The following is a 26,092-nucleotide window of genomic DNA, read 5'->3' as shown; positions in this document are numbered from 1 at the left end:
GTTTAGCAATAAGAAACTAGTAATTCTGTCAGACATAGAATAGTCAATGATTGACCGTAAGGCATTGCAGTCATACCGATATTCTTGTAAAATTCCAAGTCGTCACCCATCCCTGTTCCCACAGAAACATGTTGTACTTCTCCTTTGTCATCGATTTCTTCTAAAAGTCCGGCCATTGCCTTATAAGCAATCTCTTCATAGTCACTGCTGATGTATTTCTTGTGGACAGCTTTCAAAATCCCATAAGCAAATCCGGCAGTTGCAGAGGACTCAAGATAAGAGCTTGGATCGTTCAATAATGTATGCCATAGTCCTGACTCATGCTGATATTTTGCTAATGAAGCAACCTGTGCATTCAAAGTATTGATCAGGAAATCTCTTAATCCATCACCCTTTGGAAGCTCAAGTATCTCGATGATTTCAGGAATGGCGATTGTGATCCAGCAGTTTCCACGGGCCCACAATGCTTCAGCGTAGTTATGGTTGCCTTCAAATGTCCAACCGTGATACCACAGTCCTGTTTTCTTATCCATCAAATATTTGATATGAATCAAAAACTGATGTCTCGCTTCTTCCAGATATTCAGGACGATTCAACAGTTTACCGATTTTAGCTAATGGGAGAACAGTCATCATCAAGGTATCGTCCCAAAGCTGGTTCGTATTCGGCGGTCCGTATGTCGCATGCTGCAGCCCATTTTCATTCGTTCTAGGCATATCGTGCATTACCCATTCAGCCCATTGTTCCAGATAAGGAATATATTTTGAGTCCTTCGTATCCTCATAGAGATAAGCCATTGTCAATAACGGTGCCATCGTGTTTACGTTTTTCGGAGGTGCTCCTTCCTTCATGCGGCCATCAAACCAATCATTGACAACTTTCAGTGCTTTCTCATTTTTAGTGATTTGATAGTTTTTGTACATACCATACAAACCAACACCCTGAGGCCAGTTCCAAATCGTCCAGCTCTTGTCGTCAACCTTCAAACCATCGAAGTCCAACAGAAATTCTCCGCTGTTATCTTTTATCGTTGTCAAATTGTTAATCATCAAATCAATTTTCTCTTCCACTATCTCTTTTGGTACAAATAATTCTTGTTTAATAATCATCTTGTCATTCAATCTCCTTTGTATTAATTTATATTCTCGAGTTTTTTACTCAAAGCGCTTTCAAATCTTTATCATGCTCTTAGTTTAACAAGTTATCAAAAATGAATATATAGTAAAAATTGCCTAATTACTGTCAAAAATTGCACATGAAGCCCTTTCATTTGATTTTTAGTGTATTATAATAAACGTATAAATGATTTTACAGGAGGATAAAATGATGAAAGAATCCACATTGCTCAATACTTCACTAGTGAACACAATGCTATCCAATGACTACGAACTCTTCCATGTAAAGGATTTCGTGGTTCAAGAGAAAACGCTTTATCATTATCATGATTTCTATGAGATACATTGCACATTACTAGGAACCGCCGAATTTTATTTGGATGGAAAACAATATCATTTGAAGCCAGGTTCTGTTATTTTTATCCATAATTTGGATCTCCATAGAATCGTTAAGCAGGATTCAGATGTTTTTGAACGCGTTTATATGTTTGTGACTCCGAGTTTTTTACGAAGCCATTCAAGTAAATACACAAATCTGGAGCGCTGCTTCCACCCTACCGGAACAACCAAAAGCAAAATCATCCAGACTGATCCGGAACGATTGAGGGAATATCTTTCTTTGATTGAAGCACCGGCAGATAAAAAAATCTATGGAATGGATTTGATGTATAAACAGCAGTTCATCAATTTTTTAGTCTATTTGAACAAATTGGTCATGAGTCAGGAAAAGGAAGTCCAGCCAAAGGCAGCTATGGAAAACAGTCTGATTGAAGAGCTGATGGTATACGTTTCTGAAAACTTGGATGCCTCATTGACTTTGGAGGACGTTGCGAAGCATTTCTTTGTCAGCAAGTATTACATCGCCCGAACGTTTAAAAGTACAACAGGCTTCACGTTCCACAGTTATGTATTGAAAAAAAGATTACTTTACGCGAAACAGCTGCTGGTCACCTACAAAAACTCGAATGAAATCTATGTACAATGCGGCTTTAAATCCTATCCGCATTTTCTAAAATGCTTTAAAAAGGAATTTGGACTGACGCCTAAAGAATATTTGAAAAAGCATCAAAATCAGGAGATTATCTTTTTCGATCACCATCAATCTTAAAATCATTGGCGCTTCTTATGATTTGAATAATAAAAAAACGGTTCTGCTTCACTCACGCATGTGAAGCAGAACCTTTATATTTACTTAGGAATTTTTTATATACAGTTATTACTCAGGAAACCTTTAATGGCTTAAGGTTGTTTTCCGATATATGCTAGGATTCCTCCGTCAACATACAAGATATGTCCATTAACAAAGTCTGAAGCTTTAGAAGCCAAGAATACTGCTGGGCCTGCTAAATCATCAGGTGTTCCCCAACGAGCTGCTGGTGTACGACCAACAATAAACTGATCGAACGGATGACGAGAACCATCTGCTTGTTCCTCACGCAATGGTGCGGTTTGAGGTGTAGCAATATAGCCAGGTCCAATTCCGTTACACTGAATGTTGTGCTCGCCGTATTCAGAAGCAATATTTTTTGTCAGCATTTTCAGTCCGCCCTTAGCAGCTGCATAGGCACTCACTGTTTCACGCCCCAGTTCACTCATCATCGAACAGATATTGATGATTTTCCCGCTGTTTTGCTCCATCATTCCTGGAAGAACTGCTTTAGACATAATGAATGGTCCGTTCAAATCAATATCGATCACTTGACGGAAATCAGCTGCATCCATTTCGTGCATTGGTGTACGTTTGATAATTCCAGCGTTGTTAACAAGAATATCGATCACACCAACCTCTTCTTTGATTTGTTTGACCATTGCTTGTACCTGCTCTTCATTTGTTACATCACAAACGTAGCCTTTTGCATCAATGCCAACTTTTTTGTAGTTTTCAACACCGTCATTGACTGATTTTTGATCAATGTTATTGAAAACAATTGTTGCTCCTGCCGCTGCTAATGAGCTGGCAATTTCAAAACCAATTCCATATACCGCTCCTGTAACAAGAGCAATTTTTCCGTCTAAGCGGAAGCTATCCATATTAAAATCCATAATTATTTTCTCCTCTTTTCGTTTATTTTCCCCATTGAGCATCACTCAAATAGACAGGGGATTACTCAATTAAAATCCTTTATTGCTCGAGAGTTACCGATCTGCTCTGCTTTTCTTATTGTCTAGCATCTCAGATCAACTCCTTCGACAATAAGATGCCTTGCTTACATGGTAAAGATCACCATTTTACCAAGTCCCTTTATTGCTCGGGAGTTACCGATCTGCTCTGCTTTTCTTATTGTCTAGCTCCACGAGCTTGCTCTCTTCGGCAATTGGGCTCAAGAAAATTCGCGACGAAAAGCATCGCTATAATTTTTCGAGCACCTATTGCTCGAGAGCAGAACGAGCTCTTTCTGCTTTTCTTATTGTCCAGCTTCTCAGATCAACTCTTTCGACAATAAGATGCCTTGCTTACATGGTAAAGACCACCATTTTACCAAGTCCCTTTATTGCTCGGGAGTTACCGATTTGCTCTGCTTTTCTTATTTGTCTAGTTCCACGAGCTTGCTCTCTTCGGCAATTGGACTCAAGAAAATTCGCGACGAAAAGCATCGCTATAATTTTTCGAGCACCTATTGCTCGAGAGCAGAACGAGCTCGTTCTGCTTTTCTTATTTCAATTGATCCATTGGTACCATGTCCATATCTGTATATGTGATATTTTCTCCACACATTGCCCAGATGAATGAATAGTTGCTTGTACCTACGCCTGAGTGGATAGACCAGCTTGGTGATATTGCTGCTTGTTCGTTATCAATTACCAAGTGTTTAGTTTCATCAGGTTTACCCATCATATGGAACACACGAGTGTCCTGTTCCATATCAAAGTATACATAGGCTTCCATACGACGTTCATGTGTATGACAAGGCATCGTATTCCATGAGCTGCCTGGTTCTAAAATTGTATAACCCATTTGTAATTGACAGCTTTCGCATACATTGGGATGGATGTATTGATAAATTTTGCGCTCATTCAGTGTCAACGGCTCGCCTGTTTCCATCGGCTTGATGTCATCAATGCTGATTTTCACGTTAGGGTATTTATGGTGTGCCGGTGCTGAGCTGATATAGAATTTTGCAGGATTTTCAGGATTTTCTGAAGAGAAAACGACATGACGTGTTTCTTTGCCAATATAATAACCATCCTGTTTCTTCATTTCTTCCTTTTGACCATCGATTTCGATATAGCCTGGTCCACCGATATTGATCACGCCTAATTCACGACGCTCCAAGAAATAGTCTACGCCTAGTTCTTTATCCAGCTTGATTTCCAATGCTTCTTTTGTAGGTGTCACACCACCGAAGATCATGCGATCATTGTGTGTATATGTCAATGTGATCGTTCCTGGAACAAATACTTTCTCAACTAAGAACTCATCTCTCAATTGCTCTGTTGAGTAATGACGGATATCCTCCGGACTATGTGTATAACGTGTTTCCATGTTTTGCATGTTTTAGTGCTCCTCTCTATTTTTGGCGTGATTGAAGCAAAAATGCTCCCTTCACTTTATACTTTTGGTTTGATAATATTTGGCTGCTCTATCAGAATTCTTTCATCAACGAATGATTTTTCCTGAACCAAGTGCCAAAAAGCTTTCAACCTCTTCTTGACTGAATTGATTGCAATCACCATGCACTGTATGCTTCAATGCTGATGCAGCCGTAGCAAAGTTAATGACCTTCTGATGATCAGCCTTATTCAATAATCCGTGAAGTACACCACCAGCAAAGGCATCTCCTCCTCCGACACGGTCAATGATGGGATCGATCAAATGGCACTGAGATTCATAATAATGCCCATCTGACCAAAGTGTACCGATCAGCTCGTTAGCACTAGCCGAATGAACCTTGCGCTTTGTTGAATAAAAGACTGAGATGTTCGGATATTTCTTTTGCATTTCTCGATAGTAATAGCTGGCTTCTTCTTCCTCAGAATCTCCATCATATGCAGTAACTTCTAGAAAATGCTGTGCATCCAGTTTTCCAGCGGAACAATAATCCACATAAGGTAGGATCGTTCGAATTGTCTTTCCTGCTTCTTCACGGCTCCACAGCTTTCCTCGATAATTTACGTCAAAGCTGATTAGACATCCTGCTTGCTTTGCTGCCTTGATCAATACAAGTGTTAGATCTCTCCATGCTGCAGATAGCGCAGGTGTAATTCCTGAAATGTGGAAAATATCACAGCCGCTGAACAGTTCCTCTAAATTCCACTCAGCCGTTTCCACTACTGCGAAGCTGGAGCCTGCTCGATCATAGATGACGCTGGCTGCTCGCTCGCCAACACCTGCTTCAAGATAATAAGAGCCTAAACGTGGACCTCCTTTAAGTAAATGTTTCGTGTCTACACCATATCGGTTAAGATGCTTTCTCACGGCTTCGCCTAATGCGTTGTCCGGAACCTTACTTGCAAAAGCTACCTGATGCCCATAATTTGCCAAAGATACAGCTACATTTGCTTCACCACCACCATAATGGGCAGTGAATGCTTCAGTTTGTGCAATACGAATCCCACTATCTGTTGAAAAACGCAGCATGATTTCACCCAAGGTCACAACTTTTCCCATCGCTATGCTCCTTTTATTTCATGGAACTTCGCCATGTACTGTGCTGCAACTTCAGTTACCTTATCAAAATCACCAACAGCTGCCGGTGCTAATAAGTTACCACCCACACCTACTGTGATCACTCCTGCTTTGAACCATTCATCCATGTTATCCAGACTGACTCCGCCTGTCGGCATGATATTCAAGTGAGGTATTGGTGCCTTGAATGCAGAAATGATGCTTGGTCCATAAGCGCTTCCTGGAAATAGCTTGATGATATCCACGCCGCTTTTCAGCGCTTCCTTCATCTCTGTGATTGTCATACAACCAGGTAAATAAGGTATCTGGTAAAGATTACAAATCTCAGCCGTTTCCCGATCAAAAGAAGGACTCACGATATAATCAGCACCTGCCATAATTGCTAAACGAGCGGTAACAGCATCTAAAACTGTTCCAGCACCGATAACCACCTCCGGCGAATCCTTGTAAGTGTCAGCCAATTCTCTAATTACTTCATCTGCCTGAGGAACCGTAAATGTCAGCTCCAGCCCATGCATGCCACCTTTTACGATTGCATGACTTGCTTTGATTGCTTCATCTTTCGTTTTTCCGCGAACAACAGCAATTACTCCAGCTGTTTCCAATCGTTGAAGAATATTTACTCTTTTCAAGATTACCACTCTTTTCTTATTTGGAAATATTATTTTATTATTAGGAAATTTATACTTTCATTATACATAGAAAAATAGAAAATGCAAACGTTTTTTATAGAGAAATACCTATACTCCTTCAAAAATTTCATCATTAAAGAACCCATTACTTCTACCCCAGTATCCGCTCATCAGATAGAAAGCTTTGCCAAACATTGATGTACGTATATTCCCGCATTAGTCTATACAACAAAAAAACCGGAAAAACAGTCTATCATCTGCTTTTCCGGCATAACTTTCTATTTAGTCATCAAGACGTGTTCCAGTTCTTCTTTTGTTCTCAGTACAGCTTGAATGATCAAATTTTTAGTTTCTTCATTCAATCGATATTTCGGCATACTTACACTGAACGCACCGATGATTTGACCTTCTTTTTCTATTGATGCACCGATACAAAAGATATCTTTTTCCATTTCCTCGTCATCAAAGGCGACACGAGTTTTTCGGATTTCCTCCAACTCTTTTGCCAATCTTAAAGGATTCGTGATTGTATTCTCTGTATAAGGCGTAAGTGCATGACTGCCCAGATAGGCTTCAAAATCTGCCTGAGAGAATTTTGCCAACACTGCTTTTCCCATAGCAGAGCTGTATAAGGGACGTGTAATCCCTACCTTTGAAGACATACGAATCGTCTGATGCTTAGGCTCAAGCTTATTGATATAAAGGATTTCATTCTCATTCAATATTCCGAGATGGATGGTTTCATCAATCGTGTGCTGCAGATTTTCCAAATACGGAAAGGTTATCTCCGCCAAATCGAGCTGCTCCAGTCGTTGATTCGCGTAACGAATCAGCTTTGAACCAAGGCGATAGGTTTTATCCTCATTCTTCTGCACATAACCAATCAGTACCAGCGTATCCAATATTTTGATTGTTGTTGATGCGGTCATTTCAGTACTGTTCGCAATTTCCTGTAGAGAATGATTAGGATGTTCTGATAAATGATCCATGATTTTTGCTGCTTTAATCAGCACTGTACCATAAGGTTTTGCTTCTGTCATCGCCCTCATCCTTTCTATATAAGAAATTATATAGTATAAATAAGAAAAATCAACTATTTCTCGTTATGTTTTTAAAAATCAGTTCTATGTTTTCTACTGCAACTACCCAAAGAAAGAAATAGTTATCTTTAATTAACAAAAAAAGAGAACGAGTTTTCTTCCACTCGATCTCTTCATCTTTTGCTTCAGTTTTTGACAATCGAACTATTCTTCCTCTTCAGACTCGTACTCTTCTTCCTCGTCTTCATCATCAAAATCACTGTCAACATCTTCATCGTCGATAATTGTCAGTTCTTCCAGTTCATCGTCTTCTTCGTCTTCGTCTGCACCAATTTCCTGCAGATCACTGTTATATGCTTTGATTTCTTCGTCTTCATCTTCGTCTTCATCATCATCGTATAGATCCTCATCTTCATCTGCAGTCAGTTCTGCATCTTCCGGATCATCATCATTATAATCAATAGCATCTTCATCGTTTGTATCCATGATGAATGCGTTGACTTTCTTGCGTTTTCTACGACGTGGTGTATCATCTTCATCTTCATCAAGGCCATGTGTTACTTCTTCATCGATCGAATCGATTGGATACCATGAACGGAGGCCCCATTGATTGTCACCCAAAGAGATGAAACTTCCATCGATATTCAGGTCTGTATAAAATTGCGCTAAAGAATCACGGATGTTGCCATCAGACGTTCCAAGATAGTTTTGGATATCATTTACCAAGTCTGAGAAATCCATGACATCTCCCTTTTGTTCTAAAATCGCATGAGCAACTTCAATCATGGATAATTCGTTCTTGTTCAATCCTTCAAATACATTAATTTCCAAGTAGTACACGTCCTTTCACAGTCTACACTTTATCATACAAAATCACACCAGAAAAAGCAATTGATTCTTTCACAATTACGCAGTAAATTCTAACTCTAAATGGTATTCCCCAACTCTTTCACTTTGAGAGTACAAGTCATAGTCAATAACGATCGATCCAGAAACGGGCTGATCCTTCAAACTGAATCTCAAATTATGTGTGAATGTAGTGATTTCAAAAAGTCCATAAGGGGTTCGATATGTAGTTTCCAACCGTTCACGATAACCAAACTTCAAACGCATCCGCAGCTCTCCGGAACGAATCAACTGGATTTTTCCATCTGGTTCGACCTTGATCGTTACAGGAGTTTCTTGTCCATCTTCCAGCTCTTCTTTATATCGGATATAAAGGGTATCTCCGATTTTTACAATTTGACCTGTCAAATCAAAAAAGAAATCCTTTTTTTCTCCACCCTGCTTTACTTCTGTTTTCAATTGAATAGAAATATCTGTTCCTTGCGTCAAATCCATTATGATGAGCCTCCTTTTTACTACTGATGAATCGAAACAAGCTTTACTTTGTTCCTTTTCACTTATGTTTTTCTATTTTACGAATGCTCGTCGCCTTATTTCAAGTCCAACAGCACACATGACAAATTCGCTTAAGAACACACTGTTTACTCAAGCTCACAGCTTAATCAGCCTATTGAAACATTGGCAGCTGATCATTTTTCATACTGATACATTGTAGTGTACTTTTTATTGGATTTCAAGTTCTCTTCATCTACCTCAACATTACATAGTCAGTAATGCCTCTGCGGCGATTTGGTCGGTCACCAATATTGAGCAGTAATTTCCAATCAACAACGGATGAATACTTTCCGCTTTCTCTTTTCCGCTGCCGATTACCATTACCTGAGGTATATCCGCCAAATCTTCGACCTTTATGCCCAGCATCCGTCTACTAATAGTATTGTTCACTGTTTGACCATTTTTGTCAAATAATGAAGCTACTGCATCTCCTCTGATTTCATCCTGCTTGATATCCAGCATATTCTGCTCATCAAAATACCCCAATTCATTCCAAGTTGAATGCTTTGTAGGATTTCCCACACCAATGATTGCCAGATCCACCTTCATTGCATGGTTCATTGCCTTTTGAAGCATATTGCTCTGATTCAACACATCTGCCAGCTCCGTACTTTCCGCCAAAGCAGGAAAATAGGCATACTGACAGCGACTATTCAGTTTTTCAGACAAACGAAAGGCCAGATGGTTGGTGTCGTAATAAAGATGTTCACTGGATACTCCTCCAACGAAAGGACAAACATCGATCATCGGAAACGAGTAAAATGGCAGTGCATCGATCACATCTGCCAAGGTAGTTCCCCAAGATAAGCCAATGGACATCTCTGGCTCCAAAATACTGCCTAGATAATCTGCCGCTGCTTCACTGACTTTTCTTTTTATTTTTAATTCCGGACTGTAACCGTTATCAGGAACAACAATCACTTCATCCAGCTGATAGCGGTCAGCCAGTTCGAGACTGAGTTTGACCGCATAAGCAGAATCATCATGAATAGACACTTTTACAATACCTTCTTCTTTTGCTTGTTGAAGCATCTTGGAAATCACCGGACGGGAAATAGACATTTTTCTAGCAATTTCCGCCTGTGTCAACCCTGCATCATAATACAGGGTCACTACCTTCAATAACTTCCGACGATCTTCACTGATTCTCATGTTATCCCTCTTTCATCATTTGTTTCACAGCTTGTACGATGGTTTCAACTTGAGGCGTCGCCTGTTCTTCAAGAACTCGCTGCGCCGGCATAGGAACAAATTCTCCACCCAAACGGACAATCGGATGAAGCAGCTGTTGGCTGATTTGCGATTCAGCGATCACAGCTGTAAGCTCCGCACTGAATCCGCTGTTCTTCACAGCTTCAGTTGCTACCACCACACGTTTCGTTTTCGAGGCAGAGGATAGGATCGTTTCCTTATCTAAAGGTACCAATGTCCTTGGGTCAACAACCTCAAGGCTGATATCTTCCTCAGCTAAAATAGCTGCTGCATCAAGTGCTTTCTTTACCATAATACCAGTAGCTACTATCGTTATATCATTTCCTTCTCGTTTCACATCTGCTTTGCCGATCGGTAATGTGTATTTAGAAGCTGGTACATCCATTTCTGTTTTATAAAGTAGTTTATGTTCATAAAACATCACTGGATTTTCATCCTCAATCGCAGCATGAAGCAATCCCTTTGCATCATAGGCATTAGAGGGCTGAATCACCTTTAGTCCCGGAATATGAGCCATCCAGTTTTCCAGACTTTGAGAGTGCTGAGCAGCAGCTCCTGTACCTGACCCGGCCGCTGTTCGCATGACCATCGGAACACTAGCTTTACCGCCATACATATAATGGATCTTCGCAGCTTGATTGACCAGCTGATCCATCGCTACAGTAATGAAATCAGAAAATTGAAGCTCCATGACCGGACGCATTCCAGTCATTGCCGCACCAACAGCAGCTCCAGCAATCGCACTTTCAGAAATCGGTGTCTCTCTTACTCGTTCAGTACCATATTTTTTCTGTAAACCATGTGTGGCTCCGAAACCTCCACCGTAAACGCCAATATCCTCTCCCAGAAGAAATACCTTAGGATCAGATTTTAGTGCTTCATCCAACGCTTCATTGACTGCATCAAGATAAGAAATCGACCGCATCATGCTTTTCCTCCTTCTTGATATACATTCGTCCACAGCTCTTCAACTGATGGGTCCGGATCTGCAAAAACAGACTGGATCATCTCTTCGGTTTCTTTTCGAATAACACTGACAAGTGCTTCCAGTTCAGGTTTTTCTGCCAGTTTTTCTTTTAATAAATAATGTTCCAAGCGTAGAATAGGATCATGATTTTCCATCCAGTATTGACACTCTTCCTCCGAGCGATACAGAAGCTTGTCAGATTTTGAATGTCCTTTATAGCGATACGTAATTGCTTCAATAAGCGTTGGGCCTCCGCCCTTACGTGCTTTTTCAACAGCGTCTCCTACTGCTTGATGTACTTCAAAGATATCATTGCCATCGATTGTCACACTTTCGATACCGTAACTCTTGCCGCGTTCTGATAAACGTTCAACATTCGTCATCCGTTCGATAGCGCTGCTCATTCCATACTGATTATTTTCAATCAAATAGATGACCGGCAGCTGCCAGATAGAAGCCAAATTCAAAGCTTCATGAAAGCTTCCTTCATTTGTTGCACCGTCTCCCGCGTAACAAAGTACAACCTGATCGGTATGATTCATTTGCGCACTAAGAGCCGCTCCCGCAGCTATAGGAAAATTCCCTCCAACAATACCGTTAGAACCCAAATTTCCCACATCAAGATCAGCAATATGCATACTGCCGCCTTTTCCACCGTTGGTTCCGGTTTTCTTCCCAAGCATTTCAGCAAACATCGCTCTGCGATCTGTCCCCTTTGCAATTGCATGACCATGATTCCGATGTGTAGACAGCATCCAGTCGTCTTTTCTCAGTAAGCCGGCCCCACCGACTGCTGTTGCTTCCTGTCCGATACACAAATGCATCGTGCCGTACATTTTTCCTTCATCAAACAATGTCTGGATTGCTTCTTCGAAAATACGTATCTCCCACATCTCTTTGTACGCATCCAGCGCATTTACAGAACTTACCCCAGTATTTTTTGATTGACCCATTAGATACACCATAACTATCTCCTTGTATACAATTAGTATAATTTCAATTTTTTGGTTCCTCTAACATCCTCTATTTTGATTGCCGAAGCAATAAAAGTACTATTTCCTTTTACATTTGTTCCGAGCTAAATCATTTGTAAACAACCATGTAAACATTTTATAACATTTCTAGCATAGTTGCAACCCTGAAAAAAGCATTTTCTTCAATTCTACGAAAAAAATAAAACTTTCTTTAGACTTTCTAGTTTTCATACGTAACTTTTGCTATAAATAGTTTATAATAGATTACGGGGGTGGAAGCAATGTTGTTTCATGATGAGAAAGCAATGCTTTTCTGTATGCATTGCCAAAAAGAGACGCTTCACGATATTCAGTATATGAACGAAGTCATCTCTAGTATTGAATGTGAAGAATGTCATAGTCAAATGAGCATCGATGTTGATGCAATGAAAGAATTTTATCATTACTTATATGAACGTCTTATTTCCAAGCCTGGACGTTTATCTGAAGAAGCACGAAGAGATTTCAGTAAATTCCTTTCTTCAATGCCGATGAGACTCATCAGTAAACCGGTTCGTTTTACTAATGAGTATTCGCAAATGAATAAGGAAGTAAAAGAATATGTATCAAAGGTTAAGCAGGACGATGATCCAGATGAATGAATTGAGCCGGCTCTATTCAAAACAATCGGCTTTCCTACTGGATCAAAGCCGCGTAACAGCTGATGAAGCCTTGGTTCCATTTGCCCTGACAGATACTCTTGTCGGCTTTTCCGAGAAACATCAGCAGCCGATCCTGCACTTTTGGCAGTTGAACCAGACGATGATCCTGGGGATGAAGGACACACGTGTCCCTTATCTGAGAGCTGGTCTTTCTTCTTTAGCAGGGAATGATTATCAAGCTGTCGTTCGAAATTCCGGCGGCTTAGGCGTTATCGCCGATAAAGGTACCTTGAATGTCTCTCTTATCCTACCACAGCCTTCTGATCATAAATTTTCGATCGATGAGGGCTATATTTTTATGTGGCATTGGATTCGCTCGGCATTTGAGCAAAAAGGCAAAAAAATTGAGGCATACGAAATCAGTACCTCCTACTGCCCCGGAACCTTCGATTTAAGTATCAATGGAAAAAAATTTGCGGGGATTGCCCAACGTAGGGTTAAAAACGGTCTAGCTGTTATGGCTTATCTCAGCATTGAAGGAAATCAAAGACAGCGAGGCAACACAGTGCAGTCATTTTATGAAGAGGGATTAAAAGACGCTTACGGTACAAATGGGTACCCGGCTGTTGATCCTTCTGTCATGGAAAATCTGGCAGATTTGCTGGAACAGCCGTTAACTGTGACTGAGGCCAAGGAAATGTTGGGCTCAGCTTTTCAATTAGAGACAGGCTTATTAATGGAAAACAGAGGATTATCGGATTGGATGGATCTTCCTGAAATAAAAGAAGATTATCAAAAACAGTTGGATAAAATGATTCAGCGAAACCAACAGCTTAAGGAGATGCAGAATGACTTATTCTTATAAAACTCAGTATCTGCCGATCGAAAAAGTTTTTCGAGATCCGGTTCACAGCTATATTCATGTACAGCATCAGGTTGTTTTGGATTTGATTGATTCGAAGGAATTTCAACGGTTACGTAGAATCAAACAATTGGGCACCTCTTCTCTTACCTTTCACGGTGCTGAACATAGTCGCTTTTCCCATTCTTTAGGTGTTTATGAAATCACTCGACGAATTTGTGATATTTTTCAACGAAATTATTCTTCTGAACAGCTTGGCGAAGATGGCTGGAACGATGATGAACGATTAGTTACGTTGTGTGCCGCCTTACTTCATGATGTGGGTCACGGACCATACTCGCATACCTTTGAGCATATTTTTCAGACAGACCACGAAAAATTTACTGTAGCAATCATTACTTCACCAGAAACAGAGGTATTCCAGATTCTTAATCGTGTTTCTGCCGATTTTCCTCAAAAGGTAGCCAGTGTGATCACAAAAGAGTACCCAAATCCTCAAGTGGTCCAGATGATTTCCAGCCAGATCGATGCAGATCGTATGGATTACCTACTTAGAGATGCTTATTTTACAGGAACCGAATATGGGACCTTTGACCTGACTCGTATCCTTAGAGTTATTCGCCCTTATAAAGGTGGGATTGCTTTTACCATGAACGGGATGCATGCTGTTGAGGATTATATTGTCAGCCGCTATCAAATGTATGTTCAGGTGTATTTCCATCCAGTCTCCAGAGGGATGGAAGTGATTCTGGATCATCTGCTTCATCGAGCAAAGGAACTCTATGAAGAGCAGCCAGAGGATTATCTACTTCATTCAAGACTACTTGTTCCCTTTTTCAAGGACGATTATACCCTTCAGGAGTATCTAAAGCTGGATGATGGTGTTTTAAGCACTTATTTCACGCAATGGAGTGAGCTGGGCGACTCTGTACTGACAGATCTCACCAAACGCTTTTTGATGCGTAAACCGTTGAAATCCGCAACCTTTTCAAGTGATAAGGACAAAGAAACGATTGAACATCTTAAGCTGTTGATTGAAAAAGTCGGCTTCAATCCAAAATATTATACAGCAATCAACTCAAGCTATGATTTACCGTATGATTTTTATCGTCCGGAGAAAGATAGTCATCGAACACAGATAGAAATTATTCAAAAAGACGGTACACTTGTTGAATTATCGAAAGTTAGTCAGCTGGTTGCTGCTTTGGCCGGACAGAGTCAGGGAGATCAGCGTTTTTACTTCCCGAAAGAAATGCTTCAGCCAACTAAAAATCAGCATCTTGATCTATTTGAAGAAACCTATCGGGAATTTCAGTCGTTTATACACAATGGTGCAATTACAGAGAAATAAAGCAAAACATATACTATCAGGAGGCAAATAGATACCATGGCAATCAAATTAGTAGCAATCGATATTGACGGAACTTTACTGGACTCAAATCGTAATCTTACAGACGGAGTAAAGGAAGCTGTAAAAAAGGCGAATGAGCAAGGTATTTATATTGTATTATGTACCGGTAGACCTTTACCCGGTGTAGAAGCTCTTCTAAAGGAACTGGATCTTTATAAAGAGAATGATTATGTAATCACCTATAATGGTTCTCTGGTTCAGGCAACGAAAACAAAGGAAGTGATTTCTCAATACACACTTTCCTATGATGATTTTATGGAAATCGAGATGATGGCTCGTAAAGTAGGTAGTCATCTTCACATGAGTGATGAACATTCTATCTATACCTTCAACAGAAATATTGGAAAATATACCGTTCATGAGGCGTATTTAGTAGATATGCCATTAAAGTATCGCTCGGTTGAAGAAATCACGCCGGATGTCAATGTGATCAAAATGATGATGATCGATGATCCGGAAGTATTGGATGCATCAATCAGCAAAATTCCAGATAGCTTCAAAGAGAAATATACTACGGTTAAAAGTACTGAATTCTATTACGAAATCTTAAACAAAGAAGCCAGCAAAGGGGCAGCTCTTGCGAAGCTGGCAGCCCATTTGAATATTCCTATTGAAGAGACAATGGCTATCGGCGACAATGAAAATGATCTATCCATGATCGAAGCAGCTGGTGTCGGTGCTGCAATGGGCAATGCGACCGAATCCATCAAAGCTGCAGCTGACATTCTTTTGGGAACCAACGATAAAGATGGTGTTGCAGAAGCATTGAATAATTATGTGTTGAACACAAAATGATTGTATGAGGCTGGGACAAAAGGACACTGACTGCCCCGCGGCTTATTCAATTTTTAACACAAAAAGAGAGTGGTACAATAATCTGTTGCCACTCTTTTCCATACCCTAAATCCGAATAAACGGCGAGTCAGAAGTAGCTCCTACGACAATAAGCCGGAATTCAACAAAAATTTGTGAAACAATTTTCGTGAATTCCGGCTTATTGCTTGTAGCTAAACACTTCTGTCTCAGCCTCTTTTTTTCGTCTACACCCTTGATTGTTCATAGATATACTCATAAATTTGTTTTGGATCTCTACTTGAATCCAATAATGCATAGAATCCTTGATCATCAAGCAAATTTACTAACTCTGCCATCGCATTCAGGTGACGATTATTCTTCGGTGCAGACAAACAGAAAATGTACTTCACAGGATCATTCTCCTTGCTGCCAAAAACAATCGGGAAATCAAGTACTGTAATACTGATGCCCAGATCCAATGCTCCATCCTCCGGTCTAGCGTGAGGAAGTGCCACATGCTTGGCAATCACCATGTATGGTCCTTCATCCTTGGCAGTCTGGATCATCGTTTCTATATATTCTCGGCTGATACGCTTATTTTTTAATAACGGGGCTGCCGATAATCGGATAGCTTCCTCCCAATTCCCAGCCTTTACACCTGTTTGAATCATGTCAGGTGCAGTGATGCGGTACAGCTCTGGTCCTTCCTCCGGCATCTCTGTATGCTGTTCTTCTCCTTTGATCAGGTAATCAGCCAGTTCTTTTTCAAGCCCTGATTTATTTTCGATCATCGTGTATTTATCAATAATCGTCAATAGCTTATCCACACGAGGAATTTTAAAATTGAAATTACCGATATGAGTATAGACATCACTGATCAATCGATATTTCTCCGCTGTACTCATGATTGGGCTGACAACATACACCAGCTTCTTCGTATAAAACAAACGAACATTCGGAACAGTTGAAAAAATCAGGTCATAAGAATCACCCAGCTTCTCTACCTCATTGGTTTCTACAGGTCCGATAAAAGACAGCTCCGGAAATAATGCCTTCAATTCAGTGTATAAAATCGATGAACTGCCGATCCCGTTCGGACAAACAACTAAAGCTACTTTTTTAGGGTACTGACGGTCTTCCGCACTTGAACACAGAGAAGCAAAATGCATGGTCAAAAAAGCAATCTCATCTTCCGGTACAGGCTCTTCAAAAAGAGAGGCAATCGGCTTTAAGGCTTCCTCAACAATATCATATAATTCGCTGTATTCTTCTTTTATCTTGCTATATAGCGGGTTGATGATAGGCAATTTGAAAAGCAACCTATAGTATGCTGGACGAAAATGTGCATAAAGCTGGCGGACAGCCTTCTCCTCATTAGAAAAACGAATACCGGACAACGCTTCAAAACGCATACTGATTCGCTCCACAAGATCCATGATGGTTTCATAATCCTTAGTCATTTTATCCGGCGTCCCAATTGATAGACCCAGTATCCATGAGCAGACATATAGGATAGCTCCCTGACTGGAAATGCCGTCAGCTTTAAGCAGCTCTTCTGAAAACTGATACTCTTTCATCGGGATCATTGCAGCAGCCTTATACTGCTTTCCTGTGATATGTACCTCTGAAGCAATCCTCTTTTTTAAAAAGATAAAGGTATAAATAAATTCTGTCAGGCGATTTTCTACAAACGTAATATGATACTTCTGCAGCATTGTTTCAACAATTTTCTTCGTCTCTTGAAAACCAGTCAACTCATTCTTTTCAATAAAAAGGTCATAAATAAACGTAGATTGATGCTCCGTAAAATCCCAAAGAATCATTTTCATCAGATAATAGCGAATGTTTCCTTCTTCTCCAACAAGCTGATACCCTTCTTTTCTTGAATAGACAACTGAAACCGCCTGCTGCTCCAACTCCATATTCAGTTTTTTTAAATCATTGATTACCGTCGTTTTTCCAACACCAAATGCATCAACAAAATGATTGACTGAAAAATAGTCGTCATAAAAATAAAACAATAGTAAAAATAAGTATTTGATTCGTTCCTCACTGTTCATCCAGTAATTTTTTATAGGAACTTTCTTTTCGAGTTGGACAAAGAACTGCTCTCTGGTTTTCTCTGAGACAACGACCCGGTTATTTTCGACTTTAAGAAGCGGCTCCCCGTTGTCGTTCAACCATTCATTGATTTTATCCAGCGAATATTCCAACTGCCTTCTTGTTAGCTTTGTCTGCAATTCCAGCTCCTCTATGTTATGAATCGGACGCTCAAGTAAATAGTTTATGACTTTTCTACCACGTTCATCACTGATCATTCCTGTCACCTCCCCTTGATCCATTTTGTTCATTATAAGCAGAGAACTCATGAAAATCTACAGTAGATTTGATCCGTCGGAAAACCAGCTGTTCTTTCGACGGATCGAATCTCTAATCAAGCGGAAAAAGCTGATTTCAGCTGTCTTGCATTTTCCGTTATTTCTTCTGTTGTCCCCTTGGTCAAAAGACTTCCTACTCCGATACAATCAATTGCTGTATCTGCCCATGTTCCGACATTTTTCAAAGTAACACCGCCAGAAGACAATATCGGCATATAAGGCAATGGTGTTTTCAAGGTTGGCACTAAGCCTGGTCCGTAATAGCCGGAAATCGGAAACGCCTTGATCATTGCGGCTCCAGCTTCCATTGCCTCTATCATCTCTGTCATACTCGTACATCCCGGCATGTAGGGAATTTGATATCTATTACATAGTCGGCAGACCTCTTCTTTGTAGTTTGGAGCAATCACGAATTTTGCACCTGCCAGTATTGCCAATCTGGCTGTTTCACTATCTAAAACTGTACCTGCACCAATCACCAATCGATCTCCATACTGCTTATTTAGTGCTGAAATGACTTCACCGGCATTTGGCAAAGTATAGCTGATTTCTAAGCAATCCACTCCTCCTGCTAAGCAGCCTTCAGCAATTTCCATTGCTCTTTCAACTGTTTCCACTCGGACAATCGCCATTATTTTCGTTTCTACTATACGATTTATAATTGTATTTCGATACATTTGTTTCTCCTTTCATCGTTCCTACTTACCGAGCATAGTGCTCCTTCATAATTGCCTCAACCTGTTGCAAAGAAGCAGGGGATAATGGTTGAACCGGTAGTCTGGCAGAGCCGACATCGATCCCTCTCCAACCAACTGCTGCCTTCAAGACTGATGGAATAGTTCCCAGCTTCAATATTGCTCTGAATGGTTCAATACTTTGCTGCATTGCTTCGGCTTCTTTCAAATTTCCCTCTAACCATAACTGATAGATTGCCCGATCAATTTCAGGTAGTGCATTCGATGTGGCCGCAACCGCTCCTGTAGCTCCTGCCTTCAGACCTGATAGAATCAACGAGTCTGAACCTGATAAAACATTGAATGATTGTCCTTCAGCCGCATGAATATAGCTCACCATATTCTCCAGCTTACCGCTGCTATCCTTGATCCCAGCAATATTCTCATGTCTAGCTAGCACTGTCACCGCTTCTTTACTGATATTTACTCCGGTATTTTTGGGAATATTGTACATCAACACCGGAATAGTGACAGCATCAGCAATCGTTGTATAATGAGCTACTAGCTCATGCTCTGTCGGCGGAACAAAGTAAGGGGAAATAACTGATAGCGCATCAGCCCCCAGTTCGGTCATTTGCTTAGAAAGTGTAACAACCTGCTTCGTACTGTTCCCTCCACTTCCCACATATACAGGAACCTGTCCGCTTACTTCGTCAATCACCAGCTGTGCAAACGACAATTTCTCTTTCTCTTCCAGAACATGAAACTCTCCATTTGTTCCTAAGATAAACAGCCCATCGATCTTTTTTTCCAGCAGGTAACGAATCAAGTCCTTTGTAGCCTGTTTATTGATTTCTCCTCTAGCGTTAAAAGGAGTGACCATCGCTGTAATGATTCCATTCATTTCCAATCTGTTCCCTCCTTTTCATTATTGTTCCGAAACTAAGGATTTACCTAGTGTTCCACCAGGATGCCATTGGACATATTCCTTCAGAGTTAGTTTTTTTTCTTCCTGAAGCAAGATACTTAAAGACTGTAGAACAAACACCTCCACAATGATCGAGGCTCTTGGAGGCTTATTCAATGTATCACCTTCTTGTTCGACCTTTGCAAACAAGACGCAATCGCTGTTCTTCGACAACCAAGACTGTTCTCCACCAGTAACAGAAATTATTTTTGCGCCGTTATTCCTCAGTGTTACGATCGTCTTTTTTAATTCTTCCGTTTCACCACTATTTGATATAGAAATGACGACATCATTAGGCAATACCTGACCTGATGATCCATGGATTGCTTCTGTCCCGTCCAAAAAATAAGCCGGTGTTCCTACTGAGGAAAACAGAGAAGCAACATATTCCGCCACATGACCTGGCTTCCCAATTCCTGTAATATGAACCCTTCCGCCCTTTTTCTCTGCGTCAATAATCATGTCCTTTGCAAGATGAAGCTGCTCTATCGAAACTGCCTCCATAAATCGCTGTATCTCTTCAAAGGTTGTATCAAAAAAACTCTTTAGTGTTTGATCCATCTATATTTCTCCTTCACTAAAGAGGCTGAAAAAGCAGCAGTAGAAATCATTATTTCACGAATGAACAAACAATCTATAACTACATTATCCAGCCTCAATGTTTTTGAAGTACTTTGGGAATGAAACCTGTTTGACTATGAACTCAAATTTTTAAAAAGAGAACAAGCCCAGAATTTTCTCAAGTAAGATACCAATTACATTGTAATCAATATTCGGGAAGGTCGATCCTTCCAAGCCCATGCTGCCGTATACCGGATAAAGAACTGTCGGTAGAAAAGCAAGCAGCAGACCAATGACAAATGAACCAACAACAGCTCCACGCCAGCCTCCTGTCGAGTTCCCGAACACACCGGCAGTACCACCGGAGAAGAAACAGATATGCGCAGCCGGAATAATGACTACCGGAAACTTAAAGATGACCATGATGGCTACACCCAAAAGTCCTGCTGCATATGAAGATAAAAACCCTACGATAACTGCTGTTGGTGCGTAAGGAAACACTGTAGGAACATCCAATGCAGGACGTGAATTCGGAATGAATTTCTCTGAGATCGATACAAAGGCCGCTGTAATTTCAGCAAGGAACATACGAACCCCTGTCATCAAGATAGACATTCCAGCTGTAAACGTAAATGCTTGAATCATTGGGAAAACCAGCCAATGGGTTGTCCCCGCAAGCTCTTGAGTCACATCACGACCTGCTTTTAATGCAGATACATAAAACAAAATCAGCATGATAACAGCTACGCCCATTAGAAAATCTCTAAAAAATGACAACCATTTAGGGAAGTTGATATGTTCTGTACTCTTGTCTTCATGCTTGCTGAACAATTTTCCGATATATCCAGATAAGGAATAACCAATCATATTAAAGTGACCAATTGCTGCATCATCACTTCCTGTGATTTTCCGCATAAATGGTTGACATAATTGAGGCAACGCTGCTGAGCAGAAGCCTAAAATCAAACCACCGGCAATAATCGCTGCAATATCTGAAATCCCATGTGATTTAAGGATTAGAGACAATACACAGGCAAAGAACAGGCTGTGTCCTGTAGTAAAAAAGATATTTTTCATTGGTGTGATCCTGGCAAAAACCAAGTTCATTACAAAACCGAGAATCAGTGTACAGGAGGTAACTAAAGCGTATTGATCCTGCGCCATCGCAGTCGCCGCCTCCGGAGAAGCAACTACTCCAACGATATTGAATCCTGTTTGAAACAGCTTATTAAAGTTCTGTAACGCACCAGTCATCAAACTCCCGCCGGCACTAAAAACCATAAAACCAATAATCGTTTTAAATGTTCCTGTCAAAACCTCTGTACCAGTTTTACGCTGAGCAACTAATCCTATAAGAGCTACAATCCCCAATAAAACTGCGGGGGTACTTAAAAAACTAATAATAAAATCCACACTATTCAACTCCTTTGAATTTTTGTAGAAACGTGCCAGGTAACTGGCTCATTTCTTTATTTTGGAGGTCCGATGTCCTCTACTTCTAGGTTCTTGTTTGCGCAAGAGTAGAGGCTCTCCTTTGATTTTTTGTAGAAATGTGCCAGGTAACTGGCTCATTTCTTTATTTTGGAGGTTCGATGTCCTCTACTTCTAGGTTCTTGTTTGTGCAAGAGTAAAGGCTCTCCTTTGAATTTTTGTAGAAACGTGCCAGGTAACTGGCTCATTTCTTTATTTTGGAGGTCCGATGTCCTCTACTTCTAGGTTCTTGTTTGTGCAAGAGTAGAGGCTCTCCTTTTCCATTATTGTAGAAACGTGCCAGGTAACTGGCTCATTTCTTTATTTTGGAGGTCCGATGTCCTCTACTTCTAGGTTCTTTTCTGTGCAAGAGTAGAGGCTCTCCTTTGATTTTTTGTAGAAACGTGCCAGGTAACTGGCTCATTTCTCTATTTTGGAGGTCCGATGTCCTCTACTTCTAGGTTCTTTTCTGTGCAAGAGTAGAGACTCTCCTTTGATTTTCTGTAGAAACTGTTCAAGTAACTTTACAGTTTCTCTATTTCAGTGGTTCAATGTCCATTTCCCTAGTATTCTTGATAAAAGGGAAATGGCGCTCTTTTTTCTGTTCTAGCCTTGTTCAAGAAATGCTTCTAGTTTTGTTTGGATTTCATTTTTATCAACGATATTGTTTATGCCAATAATCGTCTGCTTTAATCCTTTGGTACTTAATTCTTCAGCTACATCTGATAATGTGATCAGTAGATCTCCATCAAATCCGTGAACAGCATCAAGGGAAGAATGTTCTACCTCGATTGGAAATTGATTTTCTTTTATGACTTGTTCAGTCTTGATTTTCAACATTAAACTTGAGCCTACTCCGGCACGGCAGGCAATAAGTGCTTTATGCATTGATGTCTCCTCCTTGTTCAATATTTTTGATATACGTTAAGATTTCACCAGCTGATTTAGCTGAATCCAATAGATGATAAAAGCTTTCATTACTTAAGAAATCGACCAATTCAGCCATTGATTCAAGATGAGCTTCGCTGTCGGTCGCACTCATACAAAATAGATACTTTACAGGATCATTGGCTTGATTGCCAAATACAATAGGTTTTTTCAATGTTGTGATTCCCATTGCCAAATCCAATGCTCCAAATTCTGAAGGGGCGTGAGGAAGTGCCACATGCTTTGTGATTACAATATAGGGTCCAGTATCACGGGCAATTTCTATGATTTTATCCACATAGCCTTCGGTGATTTTTCCTCCTTTTATCAGAGGGCCTGCGGATTGTCTGACTGCCTCTTCCCAGTCATTTACCTCTATATTTAGTTGAATAAATTCTTCATTGATCATTTCGCTTAACAATATGCAACACCTCTTTCATAGATACTCAAGCGTACGACTTGTTTGTTTCTAATTAAACTATATTACGGAAAGAAAGCATTTACAAACGGATTTGACAGCTAATTTTGTAAGCATCTCCTACAAACAGTGTTCCATGAATAAGTAAAAAAAGACCCAATTTAGCCAAAAAATCGGCAATTGTGGTCTTAATATAAAAGAATGATAAAAAAATGTGACTAAATTTCACTACATACCTAGATTGCATACGCCAAATGTTTTTGTGTTGAGCCAGCAACCAATCAGAACTCAGGTTGTTTCCAGTTTCTTTTCATTTTTTCAGATTTTTTTCTGCAAATCATTGTACTCTCCACACTGCAGAACGGCATCTGTCAGCAGTTTAGCTGCCAGCTCTGTACAATGGTTAGAGAAAAAAGGAAAAAGACACTTACCCATTCATGGATAAATGTCTACTTTTCCAAGTATCTGTATCGTGTACTTCTGTATCACACCTTCAACTCTTTCTGCCATTTTCGGACAGCCCACTTATGACTTCCCCTCTTAAGCAATTCGATTCCTTCGTCAATGCTTACCCAACGAATCGTATTACATTTTTCAAGAGGCTCGCAAACTTGTGTCCAGCTTGCTGCAGAAAAAAAGTAGCCAGGATTATGGTAATCTGTTGCCCGATGTCGGGAATGAAAATACTCATCCGCCTGACCTAAATAAGAATCGATCACAACTTCTATTCCCAGCTCTTCAATCATTTCCCGATCGATTGCTTGTTCCTTCGTCTCTTCATTTTCTATTTCTCCCCCTGGAAGAAAATATGCGCCGTTGGGAGCTTGAACCAATACTAGTTCCCGCGACTCATTTCTAGTTACGATAATATATGCACCTAATCTTTTTTTATACTCCCTCTGGGTCAATTTTTCTCCAAAAGTAGGGATTTCCATATGAACAACTCCTTTAAATCTCTTTAATTTTACATGAGAACATTCTAATAAACAAGTATAAAAAGAAACGTTGCTGCTTTTGCGTTAATTGAGCTGATAAACAAACTGTTTCAAGTAAATTCTTATCGTTCTTGTTTTAGCACTTCCTTTTCTATCATCAGTTTTTGCCTTATTCAAGAACTTCAGCGTTGCAGGAAGAAGCTGTGAATCAATTGACAGCCTGTCTCCACTCATTTTCCCAACACAAAATACTTATCATTTCTATCTGACTATGCTAGTATTGAATGGAATGATGTTCTTATATGAGGACAGAATGAAAGGATGATTTACAAATGAAAATGGCACACACTTGTGTACGTGTAAAAGATTTAGAGGCTTCATTGACTTTTTATCAGAATGCTTTTGGTTTTGAAGAAAGCCGCAGAAGAGATTTTCCTGAACATAAATTTACTCTAGTGTACCTGACTTTACCAGGTGACGATTATGAGCTGGAGCTGACTTATAACTACGACCATGAAGGCTATGACCTTGGAAACGGTTATGGACACATTGCTATCAGCACTGATGAAATCGAAAATCTACATGAAAAACAAAAAAATGCCGGTTTTAATGTTACCGACATGAAAGGCTTACCTGGAACACCGCCATCGTATTATTTTATTACTGATCCAGATGGTTACAAAGTTGAAGTTATTCGTACAAAATACTAATTTGCAAAAACTTCAGAAAGTGTGGGAACAGATTATTGTCCCACACTTTTCTACTCTTTAAATCCAAAGAAGCTGTGGCGTACAGCAAGAATCGTAGACACCTTTTTTGTGAATCTCGTCTTGGCGCTTGCAGCTAAACACTTCGGCACTGACCTCTTTTTATATGCTTCGTTTAATAAACGAAGCATATCTATAGCTTATAAAGAAATAAATGCTAAAATAAGAACAGATTTTAACTTTTTAGAGAAAACATTACGAAACAGAACAGAGCATGAGACAATAGTCAAAATAAAAATCATCTTACACTCTAAACACGAATAAACGGCGAGCCAAAAGCTGCTCCTTTGGAATTAAGCCGAAATTGCTTTACCACACAGCGACTACTTTTAGTAGAGCGGATATGGCAAAGTACTCACTTGGATATTGGAAATATGGAAAGCACCAAGGGGGTATCAATCAACAGCTATTCATGGAAAGAATAGTGTTTCTTGACAATTTTCGTATATTCCTTGTTAATTCTCGGAGTAGCCCGCTTTTGGTCCAGTTTCATATTGATTAGAGTCATAAAAAGAATAAGGGGGAATAATATGTCTAAACCAATTATTGGGATTGCCGGAAATCAGCTGATTCATGCAGTTGAAGCGTTTCATGGCAACCAAATTTCTTATACGCCGCAAGGTTTTGTAACTGCGGTTCAACAGGCAGGCGGTCTGCCGTGGATTATTCCTATCGGTAATCCTGACACAGCTGCTGATTATATCAGCCAAATAGATAAGCTGCTTCTTGCTGGCGGACAAGATGTGACTCCTTACTTTTACGGAGAAGAGCCGCATCCAAAGCTTGAAGAAACAAATAGAAACCGAGATGAATTTGAACTTGCACTGATTGAAGAAGCAATCAAGCAGAGTAAACCTGTGTTTGCTGTATGTCGGGGAATGCAATTGCTGAATGTGGCTTTAGAAGGCACACTATACCAAGATCTTTCTCTATATTCTGAATGGAAGGTCAAGCATGGACAGCAGCCGACTTCTCCAGAATTTCCTACCCACTCTATCTATACCGAAGATAATAGCATTTTAAATCGCTTGTTTGGTTCAACCTATCAGGTAAACTCCTACCACCATCAGGCAATTAGAAGACTTTCCACACAGTTGACTGCCACAGCCCATTCAACCGATGGACTCGTTGAAGGTGTTGAATCTAAGAATCCTGAGCAACGATTGCTAGGTGTGCAGTGGCACCCTGAATTGAATTTTCATAAGGATACAACAGAGTTTGAACTGTTTCACTTTTTTGTAAATCAGCTTTAATATAAAAAGAGGCTGAGACAGAAGTGTTTAGCTACAAGCAATAAGCCGGAATTCACGAAAATTGT

General features: G+C 40.1%; 26 protein-coding genes. 7 read left to right on the top strand and 19 right to left on the bottom strand.

The window, feature by feature from the left end:
• Positions 1 to 2: 2 nt before the first annotated feature.
• On the bottom strand, positions 3 to 1,109 hold the full coding sequence (gene bglB, locus I6N96_RS19465) for a beta-galactosidase BglB (protein ID WP_209559227.1): 1,107 nt from the start codon (positions 1,107 to 1,109) through the stop codon (positions 3 to 5).
• A 217-nt stretch (positions 1,110 to 1,326) separates the two neighbouring features.
• On the opposite strand from bglB, the gene I6N96_RS19460 reads away from it, so the two are divergent.
• Positions 1,327 to 2,223 carry an AraC family transcriptional regulator gene (locus tag I6N96_RS19460; protein WP_430650188.1) on the top strand — a complete coding sequence of 299 codons (897 nt, stop codon included), beginning with the start codon at positions 1,327 to 1,329 and terminating at the stop codon, positions 2,221 to 2,223.
• Positions 2,224 to 2,354: 131 nt separating this feature from the next.
• Here the strand turns inward: I6N96_RS19460 and I6N96_RS19455 are convergent, their stop codons facing one another.
• The 10 genes from I6N96_RS19455 to I6N96_RS19410 form a co-directional block, all read right to left on the bottom strand.
• Positions 2,355 to 3,158 carry a gluconate 5-dehydrogenase gene (locus tag I6N96_RS19455; RefSeq protein ID WP_209559225.1) on the bottom strand — a complete coding sequence of 268 codons (804 nt, stop codon included), beginning with the start codon at positions 3,156 to 3,158 and terminating at the stop codon, positions 2,355 to 2,357.
• A gap of 610 nt (positions 3,159 to 3,768) precedes the next feature.
• Positions 3,769 to 4,608 (bottom strand): 5-dehydro-4-deoxy-D-glucuronate isomerase, encoded by an 840-nt coding sequence (gene kduI, locus I6N96_RS19450; RefSeq protein ID WP_209559224.1) that lies wholly within the window; start codon positions 4,606 to 4,608, stop codon positions 3,769 to 3,771.
• Positions 4,609 to 4,713: 105 nt separating this feature from the next.
• Positions 4,714 to 5,724: a sugar kinase gene (locus I6N96_RS19445; RefSeq protein ID WP_209559223.1), complete on the bottom strand. Its 1,011-nt coding sequence runs from the start codon at positions 5,722 to 5,724 to the stop codon at positions 4,714 to 4,716.
• Positions 5,725 to 5,726: 2 nt separating this feature from the next.
• On the bottom strand, positions 5,727 to 6,374 hold the full coding sequence (locus tag I6N96_RS19440) for a bifunctional 4-hydroxy-2-oxoglutarate aldolase/2-dehydro-3-deoxy-phosphogluconate aldolase (protein WP_209559222.1): 648 nt from the start codon (positions 6,372 to 6,374) through the stop codon (positions 5,727 to 5,729).
• Positions 6,375 to 6,652: 278 nt separating this feature from the next.
• A complete protein-coding gene (locus tag I6N96_RS19435; RefSeq protein ID WP_209559221.1) occupies positions 6,653 to 7,414 on the bottom strand; it encodes an IclR family transcriptional regulator in 762 nt (253 codons plus the stop codon).
• Positions 7,415 to 7,618: 204 nt separating this feature from the next.
• Positions 7,619 to 8,245 carry a DNA-directed RNA polymerase subunit delta gene (gene rpoE, locus I6N96_RS19430; RefSeq protein ID WP_283811234.1) on the bottom strand — a complete coding sequence of 209 codons (627 nt, stop codon included), beginning with the start codon at positions 8,243 to 8,245 and terminating at the stop codon, positions 7,619 to 7,621.
• Positions 8,246 to 8,320: 75 nt separating this feature from the next.
• On the bottom strand, positions 8,321 to 8,755 hold the full coding sequence (locus tag I6N96_RS19425; protein ID WP_209559220.1) for a YwiB family protein: 435 nt from the start codon (positions 8,753 to 8,755) through the stop codon (positions 8,321 to 8,323).
• A 264-nt stretch (positions 8,756 to 9,019) separates the two neighbouring features.
• Positions 9,020 to 9,967, bottom strand: coding sequence for a sugar-binding transcriptional regulator (locus I6N96_RS19420; RefSeq protein ID WP_209559219.1), 948 nt, complete (start codon positions 9,965 to 9,967; stop codon positions 9,020 to 9,022).
• 1 nt (position 9,968) lies between these two features.
• Positions 9,969 to 10,952 carry an alpha-ketoacid dehydrogenase subunit beta gene (locus tag I6N96_RS19415; protein WP_209559245.1) on the bottom strand — a complete coding sequence of 328 codons (984 nt, stop codon included), beginning with the start codon at positions 10,950 to 10,952 and terminating at the stop codon, positions 9,969 to 9,971.
• Complete coding sequence (locus I6N96_RS19410; protein WP_245187065.1) at positions 10,952 to 11,959, bottom strand: thiamine pyrophosphate-dependent dehydrogenase E1 component subunit alpha; 1,008 nt, start codon at positions 11,957 to 11,959, stop codon at positions 10,952 to 10,954. Before I6N96_RS19410 ends, I6N96_RS19415 begins: the two co-directional genes overlap by 1 nt.
• 290 nt (positions 11,960 to 12,249) lie before the next feature.
• On the opposite strand from I6N96_RS19410, the gene I6N96_RS19405 reads away from it, so the two are divergent.
• Genes I6N96_RS19405 through yidA form a run of 4 tightly spaced genes read left to right on the top strand, consistent with a single transcriptional unit; the run spans position 12,250 to position 15,677 of the window.
• A complete protein-coding gene (locus tag I6N96_RS19405) occupies positions 12,250 to 12,609 on the top strand; it encodes a hypothetical protein (RefSeq protein ID WP_209559218.1) in 360 nt (119 codons plus the stop codon).
• Positions 12,602 to 13,474, top strand: coding sequence for a lipoate--protein ligase family protein (locus tag I6N96_RS19400; RefSeq protein ID WP_209559217.1), 873 nt, complete (start codon positions 12,602 to 12,604; stop codon positions 13,472 to 13,474). The genes I6N96_RS19405 and I6N96_RS19400 overlap by 8 nt, the downstream gene beginning before the upstream one ends.
• On the top strand, positions 13,458 to 14,822 hold the full coding sequence (locus I6N96_RS19395) for an HD domain-containing protein (RefSeq protein WP_209559216.1): 1,365 nt from the start codon (positions 13,458 to 13,460) through the stop codon (positions 14,820 to 14,822). Before I6N96_RS19400 ends, I6N96_RS19395 begins: the two co-directional genes overlap by 17 nt.
• Before the next feature lie 36 nt (positions 14,823 to 14,858).
• Positions 14,859 to 15,677: a sugar-phosphatase gene (gene yidA / locus I6N96_RS19390; RefSeq protein ID WP_209559215.1), complete on the top strand. Its 819-nt coding sequence runs from the start codon at positions 14,859 to 14,861 to the stop codon at positions 15,675 to 15,677.
• A gap of 245 nt (positions 15,678 to 15,922) precedes the next feature.
• Here the strand turns inward: yidA and I6N96_RS19385 are convergent, their stop codons facing one another.
• The 8 genes from I6N96_RS19385 to I6N96_RS19350 all read right to left on the bottom strand — a co-directional run bounded on the left by I6N96_RS19385 (position 15,923) and on the right by I6N96_RS19350 (position 24,007).
• Positions 15,923 to 17,995, bottom strand: coding sequence for a BglG family transcription antiterminator (locus I6N96_RS19385; RefSeq protein WP_245187064.1), 2,073 nt, complete (start codon positions 17,993 to 17,995; stop codon positions 15,923 to 15,925).
• A gap of 116 nt (positions 17,996 to 18,111) precedes the next feature.
• Positions 18,112 to 18,732, bottom strand: coding sequence for a beta/alpha barrel domain-containing protein (locus I6N96_RS19380; RefSeq protein ID WP_209559214.1), 621 nt, complete (start codon positions 18,730 to 18,732; stop codon positions 18,112 to 18,114).
• Positions 18,733 to 18,757: 25 nt separating this feature from the next.
• Positions 18,758 to 19,633 carry a 4-hydroxy-tetrahydrodipicolinate synthase gene (gene dapA, locus I6N96_RS19375; protein ID WP_245187069.1) on the bottom strand — a complete coding sequence of 292 codons (876 nt, stop codon included), beginning with the start codon at positions 19,631 to 19,633 and terminating at the stop codon, positions 18,758 to 18,760.
• A 24-nt stretch (positions 19,634 to 19,657) separates the two neighbouring features.
• Positions 19,658 to 20,257, bottom strand: coding sequence for an SIS domain-containing protein (locus I6N96_RS19370; RefSeq protein WP_209559212.1), 600 nt, complete (start codon positions 20,255 to 20,257; stop codon positions 19,658 to 19,660).
• A 150-nt stretch (positions 20,258 to 20,407) separates the two neighbouring features.
• Positions 20,408 to 21,670 carry a PTS ascorbate transporter subunit IIC gene (gene ulaA / locus I6N96_RS19365; RefSeq protein WP_209559211.1) on the bottom strand — a complete coding sequence of 421 codons (1,263 nt, stop codon included), beginning with the start codon at positions 21,668 to 21,670 and terminating at the stop codon, positions 20,408 to 20,410.
• Between the two features lie 663 nt (positions 21,671 to 22,333).
• A complete protein-coding gene (locus I6N96_RS19360) occupies positions 22,334 to 22,615 on the bottom strand; it encodes a PTS sugar transporter subunit IIB (RefSeq protein WP_209559210.1) in 282 nt (93 codons plus the stop codon).
• On the bottom strand, positions 22,608 to 23,075 hold the full coding sequence (locus tag I6N96_RS19355; protein ID WP_209559209.1) for a PTS sugar transporter subunit IIA: 468 nt from the start codon (positions 23,073 to 23,075) through the stop codon (positions 22,608 to 22,610). The genes I6N96_RS19360 and I6N96_RS19355 overlap by 8 nt, the downstream gene beginning before the upstream one ends.
• A 482-nt stretch (positions 23,076 to 23,557) precedes the next feature.
• Positions 23,558 to 24,007: an NUDIX hydrolase gene (locus I6N96_RS19350; RefSeq protein WP_209559208.1), complete on the bottom strand. Its 450-nt coding sequence runs from the start codon at positions 24,005 to 24,007 to the stop codon at positions 23,558 to 23,560.
• A gap of 332 nt (positions 24,008 to 24,339) precedes the next feature.
• Between I6N96_RS19350 and gloA the strand changes: the two genes are divergently transcribed.
• Both gloA and I6N96_RS19340 read left to right on the top strand, forming a co-directional pair.
• Positions 24,340 to 24,717, top strand: coding sequence for a lactoylglutathione lyase (gene gloA / locus I6N96_RS19345; RefSeq protein WP_209559207.1), 378 nt, complete (start codon positions 24,340 to 24,342; stop codon positions 24,715 to 24,717).
• A gap of 587 nt (positions 24,718 to 25,304) precedes the next feature.
• Positions 25,305 to 26,027 carry a gamma-glutamyl-gamma-aminobutyrate hydrolase family protein gene (locus tag I6N96_RS19340; RefSeq protein ID WP_209559206.1) on the top strand — a complete coding sequence of 241 codons (723 nt, stop codon included), beginning with the start codon at positions 25,305 to 25,307 and terminating at the stop codon, positions 26,025 to 26,027.
• Positions 26,028 to 26,092: the final 65 nt, after the last annotated feature.

It is taken from the genome of Enterococcus larvae, from assembly GCF_017830045.1.
Lineage (GTDB): Bacteria > Bacillota > Bacilli > Lactobacillales > Enterococcaceae > Enterococcus_L > Enterococcus_L larvae.
Note: the sequence above shows the minus strand (reverse complement) of the source record. Positions and strands in the feature narration are given on the sequence as shown.

Coding starts and splice junctions, on each gene's coding strand:
- bglB (WP_209559227.1), bottom strand. CDS start 1,109: ATGATTATTAAACAAGAATTATTTGTACCAAAAGAGATAGTGGAAGAG.
- I6N96_RS19460 (WP_430650188.1), top strand. CDS start 1,327: ATGAAAGAATCCACATTGCTCAATACTTCACTAGTGAACACAATGCTA.
- I6N96_RS19455 (WP_209559225.1), bottom strand. CDS start 3,158: ATGGATTTTAATATGGATAGCTTCCGCTTAGACGGAAAAATTGCTCTT.
- kduI (WP_209559224.1), bottom strand. CDS start 4,608: ATGCAAAACATGGAAACACGTTATACACATAGTCCGGAGGATATCCGT.
- I6N96_RS19445 (WP_209559223.1), bottom strand. CDS start 5,724: ATGGGAAAAGTTGTGACCTTGGGTGAAATCATGCTGCGTTTTTCAACA.
- I6N96_RS19435 (WP_209559221.1), bottom strand. CDS start 7,414: ATGACAGAAGCAAAACCTTATGGTACAGTGCTGATTAAAGCAGCAAAA.
- I6N96_RS19425 (WP_209559220.1), bottom strand. CDS start 8,755: ATGGATTTGACGCAAGGAACAGATATTTCTATTCAATTGAAAACAGAA.
- I6N96_RS19420 (WP_209559219.1), bottom strand. CDS start 9,967: ATGAGAATCAGTGAAGATCGTCGGAAGTTATTGAAGGTAGTGACCCTG.
- I6N96_RS19415 (WP_209559245.1), bottom strand. CDS start 10,952: ATGCGGTCGATTTCTTATCTTGATGCAGTCAATGAAGCGTTGGATGAA.
- I6N96_RS19410 (WP_245187065.1), bottom strand. CDS start 11,959: ATGGTGTATCTAATGGGTCAATCAAAAAATACTGGGGTAAGTTCTGTA.
- I6N96_RS19405 (WP_209559218.1), top strand. CDS start 12,250: ATGTTGTTTCATGATGAGAAAGCAATGCTTTTCTGTATGCATTGCCAA.
- I6N96_RS19400 (WP_209559217.1), top strand. CDS start 12,602: ATGAATGAATTGAGCCGGCTCTATTCAAAACAATCGGCTTTCCTACTG.
- I6N96_RS19395 (WP_209559216.1), top strand. CDS start 13,458: ATGACTTATTCTTATAAAACTCAGTATCTGCCGATCGAAAAAGTTTTT.
- yidA (WP_209559215.1), top strand. CDS start 14,859: ATGGCAATCAAATTAGTAGCAATCGATATTGACGGAACTTTACTGGAC.
- I6N96_RS19385 (WP_245187064.1), bottom strand. CDS start 17,995: ATGATCAGTGATGAACGTGGTAGAAAAGTCATAAACTATTTACTTGAG.
- I6N96_RS19380 (WP_209559214.1), bottom strand. CDS start 18,732: ATGTATCGAAATACAATTATAAATCGTATAGTAGAAACGAAAATAATG.
- dapA (WP_245187069.1), bottom strand. CDS start 19,633: ATGAATGGAATCATTACAGCGATGGTCACTCCTTTTAACGCTAGAGGA.
- I6N96_RS19370 (WP_209559212.1), bottom strand. CDS start 20,257: ATGGATCAAACACTAAAGAGTTTTTTTGATACAACCTTTGAAGAGATA.
- I6N96_RS19360 (WP_209559210.1), bottom strand. CDS start 22,615: ATGCATAAAGCACTTATTGCCTGCCGTGCCGGAGTAGGCTCAAGTTTA.
- I6N96_RS19350 (WP_209559208.1), bottom strand. CDS start 24,007: ATGGAAATCCCTACTTTTGGAGAAAAATTGACCCAGAGGGAGTATAAA.
- gloA (WP_209559207.1), top strand. CDS start 24,340: ATGAAAATGGCACACACTTGTGTACGTGTAAAAGATTTAGAGGCTTCA.
- I6N96_RS19340 (WP_209559206.1), top strand. CDS start 25,305: ATGTCTAAACCAATTATTGGGATTGCCGGAAATCAGCTGATTCATGCA.